Annotated in this window: 9 protein-coding genes; 1 reads left to right on the top strand and 8 read right to left on the bottom strand. The window is 31.1% G+C overall.

What is annotated here, in order from left to right; genetic code table 11:
• Positions 1–52: 52 nt before the first annotated feature.
• From DP68_RS11715 to DP68_RS11695, 5 genes are all read right to left on the bottom strand, one after another.
• Positions 53–1,429: an amidohydrolase gene (locus DP68_RS11715; RefSeq protein ID WP_291548836.1), complete on the bottom strand. Its 1,377-nt coding sequence runs from the start codon at positions 1,427–1,429 to the stop codon at positions 53–55.
• 238 nt (positions 1,430–1,667) lie between these two features.
• On the bottom strand, positions 1,668–1,976 hold the full coding sequence (locus tag DP68_RS11710) for a YerC/YecD family TrpR-related protein (protein ID WP_035309724.1): 309 nt from the start codon (positions 1,974–1,976) through the stop codon (positions 1,668–1,670).
• Positions 1,977–2,340: 364 nt separating this feature from the next.
• Positions 2,341–3,057 (bottom strand): pseudouridine synthase, encoded by a 717-nt coding sequence (locus DP68_RS11705; protein ID WP_035309721.1) that lies wholly within the window; start codon positions 3,055–3,057, stop codon positions 2,341–2,343.
• A 174-nt stretch (positions 3,058–3,231) separates the two neighbouring features.
• A complete protein-coding gene (locus DP68_RS11700; protein WP_035309718.1) occupies positions 3,232–3,888 on the bottom strand; it encodes a lytic transglycosylase domain-containing protein in 657 nt (218 codons plus the stop codon).
• A gap of 13 nt (positions 3,889–3,901) precedes the next feature.
• A complete protein-coding gene (locus tag DP68_RS11695) occupies positions 3,902–5,902 on the bottom strand; it encodes a triple tyrosine motif-containing protein (protein WP_035309715.1) in 2,001 nt (666 codons plus the stop codon).
• A gap of 173 nt (positions 5,903–6,075) precedes the next feature.
• On the opposite strand from DP68_RS11695, the gene pulA reads away from it, so the two are divergent.
• A complete protein-coding gene (gene pulA / locus DP68_RS11690) occupies positions 6,076–8,220 on the top strand; it encodes a type I pullulanase (protein WP_035309711.1) in 2,145 nt (714 codons plus the stop codon).
• A gap of 88 nt (positions 8,221–8,308) precedes the next feature.
• Here the strand turns inward: pulA and DP68_RS11685 are convergent, their stop codons facing one another.
• The 3 genes from DP68_RS11685 to guaA all read right to left on the bottom strand — a co-directional run bounded on the left by DP68_RS11685 (position 8,309) and on the right by guaA (position 12,013).
• On the bottom strand, positions 8,309–8,755 hold the full coding sequence (locus DP68_RS11685; RefSeq protein ID WP_035309710.1) for a YaiI/YqxD family protein: 447 nt from the start codon (positions 8,753–8,755) through the stop codon (positions 8,309–8,311).
• Between the two features lie 86 nt (positions 8,756–8,841).
• Positions 8,842–10,194 carry a glucose-6-phosphate isomerase gene (locus DP68_RS11680; RefSeq protein ID WP_035309709.1) on the bottom strand — a complete coding sequence of 451 codons (1,353 nt, stop codon included), beginning with the start codon at positions 10,192–10,194 and terminating at the stop codon, positions 8,842–8,844.
• Positions 10,195–10,480: 286 nt separating this feature from the next.
• On the bottom strand, positions 10,481–12,013 hold the full coding sequence (guaA, locus tag DP68_RS11675) for a glutamine-hydrolyzing GMP synthase (protein ID WP_035309707.1): 1,533 nt from the start codon (positions 12,011–12,013) through the stop codon (positions 10,481–10,483).
• Between the last annotated feature and the right edge of the window lie 44 nt (positions 12,014–12,057).

Here is a 12,057-nt window from a genome sequence, read left to right as displayed (position 1 = left end):
AACATAATTAAAGTTTATTAATTAAGATTCAACAAACAACATTAATAAACAGCTAATTCCCCTCCTTTTCATAAAGCTTTAGGACAGTCATCATATAAACTTTTACAGCTACTTTTAAAACCTCTTCGTTAAAATCAAATCCATTATTATGATGATCTGCTGTCCTTTCAGTACCAAACATTAAATAAACTGCTTTCCCCTTATTTTGTTGAACCTTATTCATCATGTAAGTTGCATCTTCTGAGCCAGATAAACTTGTATATTCTACTGTATTAGTTATATCCGGAACTTCACTTGATGCTTCTTTCACTAATAAAGATAATTCCTTGTCGCTATATCCACTTTCTGCTTTTCCTGCTAAAGTAATCTCACAGGTTACATCATACATATTTGCTGCACCTTCAAGTATTTTTATTGCTCTTTGCGTAATATAGTCATTGATTTCAGTTGTTTCCCCTCTAGTTTCTATTTTCATTTCTGCTCTATCTGGTACTACATTTCTTCCTGTTCCTGCTTTTAAAACACCTACATTTATTCTCGCTGTGCCATCTCCATGCTGACATAAAGTATGCAAATTCAATGCCGCTGTGGCTGCTGCAAGTAGTGCATTTTTTCCCTTTTCAGGGGTAGCTCCCGCATGACTTGATCTTCCTTTATAATGTACATCAAGCTTTGTTGTGGATAAAAATCCCCCTGTATTTACAACAAGTTCTCCTAATTTTCCAGACTTAAATCCTATATGTCCAGTAAATAAATAATTAACATCATTAAAAACTCCTTTATTAACCATAGAATAAGCTCCTCTAGTGCCCTCTTCTGCTGGTTGAAATACAAATAAAATTTTTCCCTTTAATTGTTCCTTTATATTATTCATTGCTTTTGCCAGCACTAATCCTATAGCTGCATGTCCATCATGACCGCAAGCATGCATATTACCTTTGTTTATTGAAACAAATCCTTCATTTATAGGTCTATGAGTTATATCCTCACTTTCTATCCCCTCTAAAGAGTCTATATCAAATCTAAATGCAATAGTTGCCCCCTCTTTTTCTGTATCTAATATTCCAACTACTCCAGTTGCTCCGTTTTTCATTAGATTTAAATACTTCTCTTTTGCGCCTTGTGAAAGCGCTCTCTTCTTGTATTCTTCTAAGACTTCTCTACCTGGAACTCCCATCATAGAGTCTATATCTATAACTTCTTCGCCAACTTTCACTTCTAATCCAAGCGCTTCTAAGTACTCTGCTATTTTCGATCCAGTTCTAAACTCAGTCCATCCACTTTCTGCATACTTATGAAAATCTCTTCTTAAACGTATCAATTCATCTAAAGATAAATCTATATTTTTGAATAAATCATTTTTCAAATCCTTCATTTTATCAACCCCTTTTAGCACTTTAATACATATATATATTCTGCTATACTTCATTAATTCCTCCCATTTTTTTCAAATTTTCTCATAATTTTATATTTTCATGTTTTTCTAATAACTTTTACAATTTCTTAATACTTTTGTAAATTTAAATAAAACGTAAAACAGTTTTTAGAAATAAAAATAAGGTGCTAGATGCTAAGAATTATAGAAAATTTCCATACGTGAAATTTTTATAATTCTTAGCTCCTAGCACCTAACTTCTTAACTCTAAATACTGCTTCGAATTTTAATTTTAAGCTTCTTCTTTTTCTTCAAGTCTTTTTAATACTATTCTATATCCTTCGCTTCCATAATTTAAACATCTATTTACTCTACTTATAGTTGCAGTACTTGCTCCTGTTGACGCTGATATATCTTGATAAGTTCTCTTTTCTTTTAACATCTTTGCCACTTGTAATCTTTGACTAAGAACTTGTATTTCATTTATAGTGCAAATATCATCGAACAATCTATAACACTCTTCCCTAGTCTCTAAAGTCAAAATTGCATCACATAAAAAATCCATTTCTTTACTTTCAACCTTTGAACTAAAATTTCCCATGATTTTCAGCTCCTTATTCATAATTAAGATATTTTCTTATGTAATTTATAAAAACCTGTAATTTCGATATAAATTAACATACCCCACTTTATTTAATGCGTTTTCTCTATTATAGCACATATATTATAATTTTTATCGTTTACATTGTATAATTTGTAAAAATCTTTGATGCAGTTTATTATTTTACAAAAAAATAAAACAACCCATTGGGGCATGGGTTGTTTTTTAATAAATAAAAGGGGGCTATTCATTCTTTTATTTATTCTTGCATAACTAATTATATAAGAATACTAATTTAAATTCAAGTGATATTTGAAAATTTCATTTTAAAATTTTTATTAAATGAAATAAAAACCTTCAATTTTTATATATCTTTGAGTGTTTCTAATTCTTCTTCTGTAAGTTCTCTATATTCTCCTTCCATAAGTTCATCATCTAAAGATAAACTACCAAACTTAACTCTCTGCAAATAAACTACTTCCTTTTCCCTAGCCTGAAACATCCTTTTTACTTGATGGAATTTTCCTTCTTGTATGGTTATATACACTTTAGAGCCATTTTCATCTGCCTCTACTATTTCAAGTTTTGCAGGAAGACATTTATAATCATCATCCAAAACTACACCCTTTTTAAAAGCCTCAATATCCGCCTCATTTACTTCTTTATCTATTTCAGCATAATACACCTTATCTACATGCCATTTAGGAGAAATTAACTTGTGATTTAAATCTCCATCATTTGTAATAAGCAGTAATCCTACGGTATCTTTATCCAGCCTTCCTACTGGGAATGGCTTAAATACCTGATAATCTATATCTAATAAATCTATTACCGTTTCATCACGGTTGTCAAAGGTAGCCGAAATAACTCCATCAGGCTTATTCATCATAAGATATATGTACTTTCTATATAAAAGTTCCTCTCCATTTACCTTTACAATGCTTTTTTCTGGATCTATACTAATTGAGGAGTCTTTAACTACTTCTCCGTCTACTTCTACTCTCCCGCTTTTTACTAATGCTTTTACTTCTTTTCTACTTCCAAATCCTAAGTTAGCAAGTACTTTATCTAATCTTTCCACTATTTTTCCTCCCTTGTTTTTAAATACAAAATTAATATACCATTTCTTATATATATTTTACCACTACTTTCTTTTACAATTCTTTAAAACAAAAAGAAGTTTACCTTATGCAAACTTCTTCCTATATTATAAACTTTTATTATAAACTTTAAATTACAACTTAAACCCTAGTAATTACTTTCCGTAGTTTTTCATAACATATTGTATAAACTCTCTAGACTCATAAGGTAACTTATGTATATCTTCTTTGCTCTTTACCCCTAACTTTTCTACAGTACCTGTCCCAGCACTATATCCTGCTAAAGCTAATTCTTTACTATTCCCATAGGTATCTAAAAGGTTCTTGAGAAGTTTTGTCCCACCCATAACATTGTCTTCTATATCATAAGGATTCTCAACCCCCATAGCTTTAGCTGTTCCTGGCATCAGCTGCATTAAACCCATTGCGCCCGCCGAAGATGTTACATTGGGTTTAAATCTTGATTCATGATAGATGATTGTATTTATAAGCTCCTTATCTATACCATATTTTTTAGAAGCCTTTTCTACAGCTTCTTCTATTTTTGTATCGTTACTTTCCATACTAGAACTTATGTCTTTTATGGCAGCTGTAACTCTTTCTTGTCCCCCATATCCAAGACTTTGTGTTTGATCCTCTGTAAGTCCTAGACTAGAAAAATCCATATTGCCATTTGAATCCATCATAGCCTCAGTTAAACTTTGCATTACCATTTCAAAAGCTGGAGAATCTCCCATGGTCTCTTTAAACATTTGTGTCATAAGCTGCATTTGATAAAATTGCTCTATTCTTTTATTGTCATCTATCTTCATATTTATATCACCTCTAAATAATAAATTCTAAAATATCATAATCTTCATAAGCACACTTCCTATAGCTGCTTTTACACAAAGCAAGTATCCTATATTTTCCCTTTTTAAAAGGAACAAAGCTATAATAATTCTTTTTACTATAATTTTGAACCTTAAACCATTCATCTTCTTCCATCAAATAAAATTCATATATAACATCCTTGCCACCCTCATTCTCTACAGTAACTATAATAGGCTTATTAATTTCTATTTGACTATCACTACATTTTATAGTTGTATTAGTAATTGGCAAAGCCTGATGAACTGGTATTCTAGCTTCTTTTTTATTATCAAATTCCTTATTACTTAACTTATTTTTAACGTATATTTCCACCACATACACGCCGCTGTGTGGGGCCATAAAGTAATATTCTATACTTTCTACATAATCTGTTTCTTCAATCTTACGTCCATTTATTTTCAAAACATACTTAAATAATAAGTCTTTTGTGTTTATTGATATTATATTAATTTTTATAGTATCACCAGCAACATAATACTCATTTAATGGCATCAAAATATAATCTATGTTTGCTGGAAAAAAATTATAGGAATTTATATATATAATTTTATGACTATCATATTCCTTCAATGAATATTTATCTTTTACCATTACTTCTATTTCAAACTTACCTTCTTCTTGTGGTGTGAACTTTATAAAGTTACAGCTTCCATAATCTATTCGTCCTCTTTCTTGTCCTTCTTTTCTTATTATAAAGCTATATTTTAAAGTAGAACTCCCAGAAGCATTTACCTCTATTATAACTTCTTCATGCTTTAATATCTCATTTCCCTTGTCTATAATAACATTCTCTATCTTTATAGGAAGCTTAACTTTTTCATCAACTGTAAAGTAAAACTCCTCTTTTTGTTCATACTCACCATCAAAAGATGAATCCTTTACCCATAATATAACCTTATATTCCCCTGGCTTTTCTGGCTTCCAAGTATAATTATTTAGTCTTATGTAACCTGAATCAACATTAGAATTTCCCTCTATAATATACCTATAAAGTAGTTCACGCCCTCCAGTAACTATTGCTTGAAGCTCAATTTCTGTTTCAACTCGCTGTGGACTCATTTTATTTGCAGTGAAGCTATTTATTTCAATATTCTTATAGGGACGTATGCTAAAATTTATTATAGCTCTGTCATCATATTCCTTGGGGGAATACATATCCTTCACCATACATATTAGCCTGTAATCTCCTGGAACTTCCTCAACGTATGCTACCACTTTTTTAGTAGAATAATCTTGTATACACTTAAACTCTCTATCTTTAGATATCTTTATAAACTTATAAAGTATTACTCTATCCTTGTCTCCATCGGTATCTACTTCAAATAATAACTCTTCATTGCATATCCTCTCTCCAGTTATACATCTGAAATTTCTTATTTCTATTTTTTTTAATGGAAGCACGTTAAAATCTACCCTTGCAAAATCATTATATTGCTTAAGAGAATTAATCTCTTTACATTCCACTAATATTTCATGCTTACCAGGATTTTTTATGGTACACTCTAAAAAGTTATCTAAAGTGTAATCCTTTATAATTTGCCAATTAAATTCTTCCTTTAGCCAGTACCTGTACATAATATTATCTTTATTTGACGTAGCATCTATTTTTATTTTTTCCCCAACTTTTATTTCCTTTTTGTTTATTTTAAGAGAATCTATTATTTTTTCTTGTGCTTTACCTATTATAAAGTCACTTCTTGACAAGTATTCAAAAGGCTTTGTACTATCTTTCACTTTAGCTTGTACCATTATCGTGTACTTTCCATCTTCTTTTGGTACCCATTTTATATTATTTTTATAATCAAAATCTCTTAATACTTCCCATATTCCATTACATCCCACAAAAAATTTATATAATAAATTATCGTTATCAGATACTTCCGCCTTTATAATTATTTCTTCTTCCCTCTCTCGGGGACTTTCTACACTAAAGGTGATGGAAATCTCATTCATAATTCACAACCCCCATTTAAACTCTTCCTATTTTATATTATACTATAAGTACCATATTCTGTAATGTGGTTTTTATTTACATATGGATAATTTGGAAAAATATTTGACTTTATCCTAAATTAGTACATCTGAATGACTGAAGATACTTTCTTGTAAATTAGGGGGTGTATTTTATGAGATTATATGACGCTGAACTAGTATCATTTGATACTATAAAACTTAAGGCCGACAATTGCTCCATAGATAAGTTACCTAAGTTAAAAATACGTAATGGCCTTACAACTTTACGTGTAACCGCGTATTATTTAAATAAGAATATGTTACAAATAACTTTAAATGAATTTATTAATATAAAAGAAAAAAGTGAGCTAATATTAGGTAAAAATAAAGTTTCTATAAATTATTATCCTCTATATAAATCAGATGAATTTAATAAATTATACTATTATGACGGTAAGCTTGGATATACTTATACCCCAGAAGAAACCTCATTTTCCTTGTGGTCTCCCGTTGCTTTAAGTATAAACATTTTAATTTACGATTCTGGAGAACCTAACTTAGAAGAAAAACCTCGAACAATACAAATGAAAGAGTGTGAAAATGGAGTTTGGAAATGCAGAATTCATGAAAACTTAGATGGATATTTTTACACTTATGAAATAAATATAGAAGGAATAGTAAGAGAAGTTATAGATCCTTATACTCCAGCAGTTGGTATAAACGGTTTGAGAGGTGCTATAATAGATTTAAATAAATCTAATCCTAAAAACTTTGAAAAAGATTGCCCTTTGAAACTAAGCTCTCCTACAGATGCCATAATTTATGAGCTAAGTATAAGAGATATTTCTACTCACCCTAATAGTGGAGTAATAAATAGAGCTAAATTTTTAGGACTATCAGAAGATAATACTTATTCTGATAGTAATATAAGCACAGGTCTTGCTCATATTAAAGAACTTGGAATTACCCATGTACAACTTATGCCAATTTTTGATTTTAATCACATAAATTCTAGCGAAAAAAACCCACTGCTTTATAATTGGGGATATAATCCTGAAAATTACAACTCGGTTGAAGGTATATATGCTACAAATCCCTATAATCCTTATTGCAGAATACAAGAGCTTAAGACATTAATATATACCTTACACGCAGACAATATAGGTGTAATTATGGATGTGGTATATAACCATGTTTTTAGTGCTCCTAAAAGCAACTTTGAAAATATATTTCCTAAATACTATTTTAGGTATAACGAAGATGGCTCCTTAAGCAATGGAAGTGGATGTGGCAATGATATAGCATCGGAAAATTCTATGGTAAGAAAATTTATAGTTGATTCGGTAAAATTTTGGGCTAAAGAATATCATCTAGATGGATTTAGATTTGACTTAATGGGCATTCATGATGTAAATACCATGAATATTATAAGAGAGGAGTTATACAAGATAAATCCTTACATTATCATGTATGGAGAGGGCTGGAACTTAAATACTTCCTTGCCTGAAGAAAACAAAGCAACTCAAAAAAATCATTATAAAATGCCTTCCATTGGTCATTTTAATGATTTTGTAAGAGATATCATTAAAGGTTCTACCTTTATACCTGCGGATATTGGCTATGCTTCTGGAAAAGAAAACATGGAAAATAATATAAAAGTTTGTGTTTCTGGTTCTATAAATTATAACGGACATATAAAAGGAATGTTTCAAAGCCCAATAAATACCATAAATTATGTATCTGCTCACGATAATCATACCTTATGGGACAAAATAGAAATAAGCTGTATAGATAAAAACTTTGAAGAAAAAAAGTATATACATAAATTATGCAACGCCATAATTTTAACCTCTCAAGGTATTTCTTTTCTTCATAGTGGCGCAGAATTCTGTAGAACAAAAAATATGGATGAAAACAGCTATAAATCATCAGATATAATAAATTGGATGGATTGGGATAGAAAAAGAAAGTTCATTGATGTGAATAACTATTACAAGGGACTGATTAAACTTAGAAAGGAACATCCTGCATTTAAAATGAATAATGCAGATGAAATCAGAAGGCATCTGTTTTTTTTAGAAAACACTCCTCAAAACGTTGTAGCCTTTGTTTTAAAGGATTATGCACGTGGTGATATTTGGTCGGACATACTTGTAATCTATAATCCAAATAAAAATATGATTACAGTTAATATTCCCGAAGGTACCTGGAGAATGGTTGTAAATAGAGATATTGCTGGAACGGATGTTTTGAGCATTATATCAGGAAATAGTTTACTTGTAGAGCCTATAAGCACTACAGTGTTATATAAAGACTAGTAGTTAGGTACTAGGTGCTAGGAATTGATGAAATTTTAAAGAACAAAATTTCTACGTTACCTATCTCCTAGAACCTCTAAACTAGCACCTAAAAAGTTGTTTCGCAACTTTTTATTATTTTTATAATACTCTCATATAATCTTAAATCATCTTCTTCTGTTCTTTTCTTATGGCTTGCAGTTTTTCCGCCTCCCCTTCTGACCTTAGCTGAAAGGTGCCTTTCAAAAAGCAGTCTATCCATATTTTTATCATTGTAAATATACCCCTTAGGATTTATAGCATACGCCTTTTTACCTAAAGCTAGAGCTGCTACTCCATAATCTTGTGTAATTATTACATCTCCTGACTTAGCTTCGTTTATAAGATACATATCTACACTTTGAAATCCACTGTCTAAATACTTAACGCTACTGTAATCACTATTAATTACATGATTAATATCACAATACATTATAACTTCTATATCATTTTCCTTTGCAGCCTTTTCAATCATATGCTTACCTGGACAGGCATCTGCGTCAACTAATATTCTCATAAAATTCTCCTTATGTATGATTTTAAAGCTTTGGCTTAAGAACTTTATCTTTAAACCAAAGCTTATATTTATTTTACCTATATTAACTATTTTAGTCTAGATTCTAACTCCATTTTCACTTGTTCATAGCCTGGTTTCCCTAAAAGTGCAAACATATTTTTCTTATATGCTTCAACTCCTGGCTGATCAAAAGGATTTACTCCTAAAAGATACCCACTTATAGCACAAGCTTTCTCAAAAAAGTATACCATATATCCAAAATAATATGGAGTTAATTGTGGAACATTTATAATTATGCTTGGTACGTTTCCATCACTATGCGCAAGTACTGCCCCTCTAAAAGCTTGCTTGTTTACAAAATCCATGGTTTTTCCAGATAAAAAATTTAAACCATCTACATTTTCCACATCTTCTTTTACAATTATAGTCTTTCTCGGATCTTCTATATTTATAAATGTCTCAAATAATATTCTTGATCCATCTTGTATATATTGACCCATAGAATGTAAATCTGTTGAAAAATCTACTGATGCTGGATAAATTCCCTTTTGATCCTTTCCTTCACTTTCTCCATAAAGCTGCTTCCACCATTCTCCGAAATAATGGAGGCAAGGCTCAAAGTTTGCTAATATTTCTATAGTTTTTCCTTTTCTATAAAGAGCATTTCTTGCTGCTGCATATTTATAGCATTGATTTTTTTCTAAATCAGCTTCCATAAAAGCTTCTCTTGCATCTCTCGCCCCTGCCATTATTTCCTCTATGTTAGCACCTGATACGGCAATAGGCAATAATCCTACAGCCGTGAGCACTGAATATCTTCCACCTACATCATCTGGTATTACAAAGGTTTCATATCCTTCTGTGTCTGCTAAAGATTTTAGTGCACCCTTTGACTTATCTGTGGTAGCATATATTCTTTCTTTTGCCTCTTCCTTGCCATACTTCTTTTCTAATAATTCCTTAAATATTCTAAATGCTATAGCAGGTTCTGTAGTAGTTCCTGATTTTGATATTACATTAACGGATATATCCATATTTTCTACTAGCTCTAATAAATCTGCCATGTATGTAGAGCTTATATTATTTCCTACAAAATATATAGCTGGAGTCTTCCTTTTGTCTTTACTTAAGCTATTATAAAAGGTTTGAGTGAGCATTTCTATAGCTGCTCTTGCACCTAAATATGATCCACCTATTCCAATCACTATAAGAGCATCTGAATTATTTTTTACCTTTTCAGCAGCCCTTTGTATCCTTTGAAATTCTCCCTTATCATAATCCTTAGGCAAGTCCAACCATCCTAAAAAATCATTTCCTGCCCCTATTTTTTCATGAAGCATTTTATGAGCTTCTTTAATATGTTGGCTAAAATGACTTATTTCTTCTTCTGCTAAATGTGCCTTTAATTTAGTTAGATCTACATTTACTCCTGTTTTCATAATATAACTCTCCCTTAATACCCATGATTTATTTTAGTAAAATACTAATTAATTTAAGATGTGCTGATTTGTAGTAAAATCGCGGTTTTTACAAATCTCATGAAATTACCATAGTAAAATTTTAGTATATTATACAAAATAAATCAAGTACTCTAGATTAATGTACCAGTTTCCCTGTGGAAAACCTATAAAAAAATCACCTTGGATATGCTTCAAACCTGAGCACCGTCCAAGGTGATTAAACCCTTTAATCATTAACTATTCAATATTAACTATTAAATGAACTTTATTCCCACTCAATAGTTGAAGGTGGTTTTGAAGTTATATCATAAACAATTCTGTTTACTCCGTGAACTTCATTAACTATTCTTCTTGAAACTTTATCTAAAACTTCATAAGGTATTCTAGCCCAATCTGAAGTCATCCCATCTGATGAAGTTACTCCTCTTAATGCTATTGTGTGACAGTAAGTTCTTTCATCTCCCATAACTCCTACTGATTGTATATTTGGAAGACAAGCAAAGTACTGCCATACCTTTCCTTCGAGTCCAGCATTAGCTATTTCTTCTCTAAATATAGCATCTGCTTCTCTAACTACAGCTAGCTTTTCTTCTGTAACTTCTCCAAGTACTCTTATTGCAAGACCTGGTCCTGGGAAAGGCTGTCTCCATACTAAATTATGAGGTATTCCAAGTTCTTCTCCAACCGCTCTTACTTCATCTTTAAATAACTCTCTTAAAGGCTCTATAAGACTAAATTGAATATCTTCTGGAAGTCCTCCTACATTATGGTGACTCTTTATTGTAGCAGAAGTTCCTGTTCCACTTTCAACTACATCTGCATATATAGTACCTTGAACAAGGAAGCTTATTTCCCCTAGCTTATTTGCTTCTTCTTCAAATACTCTTATAAATTCTTCACCTATTATTTTTCTCTTTTTCTCTGGATCACTTACACCTTTAAGTTTTCCTAAAAATCTATCCTGAGCATTTACTCTTATTAAATTCATATCAAACTGCTTTTTAAATATTTCTTCAACCTGGTCTCCTTCATCTTTTCTAAGTAAACCATGATCTACGAATATACATGTTAATTGCTTTCCTATAGCTTTGTGAACAAGCACTGCAGCTACAGATGAATCAACTCCACCTGATAGTGCACAAATTACTTTTTTATCTCCTACTTTTTCTTTTATAGCTTTAATCTGTTCTTCCGCAAAAGAAGACATTGACCAATCGCCACTTAATCCACAGATGTTAAATAGGAAATTTGATAGCATTTTCTTTCCAAAAGGAGTATGCTCTACTTCTGGATGGAACTGAACTCCATATATTTTCTTTTCTACATTTTCCATAGCTGCCACTGGAGTTTGGCTAGTTGTTCCAACTATTCTAAATCCTGCTGGTGCATTTTCTACATAGTCTGTGTGGCTCATCCAGCAGCTTTCATTTTCTTCTATTCCTTGAAATAATAAACATGAGTTATCTAATTTTACATCTGTTTTACCATACTCTCTTACATCAGGGCTTTTAACATTTCCTCCAAGAGTATGAGCGATAAGCTGTTCCCCATAGCATATTCCAAGTACTGGAACACCTAATTCGAATATTTCTTTATCTATTTTTGGAGCTCCTTCACCATAAACACTGTTAGGTCCTCCAGTGAAAATTATTCCTTTAGGGTTTTTTTCCTTTATTTTATCTATTGAATATGTGTATGGAATTATTTCGCAATATACATTATTTTCTCTTACTCTTCTAGCAATAAGCTGGTTGTACTGTCCACCGAAATCAACTACTAAAACTAATTCCTTTTCCATAGTTACCTCCTCAGGGGTTATTAATTATATATTAGTAATTCTAA

It is taken from the genome of Clostridium sp. HMP27, from assembly GCF_000765165.1.
Classification (GTDB): Bacteria; Bacillota; Clostridia; order Clostridiales; family Clostridiaceae; genus Clostridium_AK.
The sequence above is the reverse complement of the archived record's forward strand: the minus strand, read 5'-3'. Positions and strand labels throughout refer to the sequence as shown.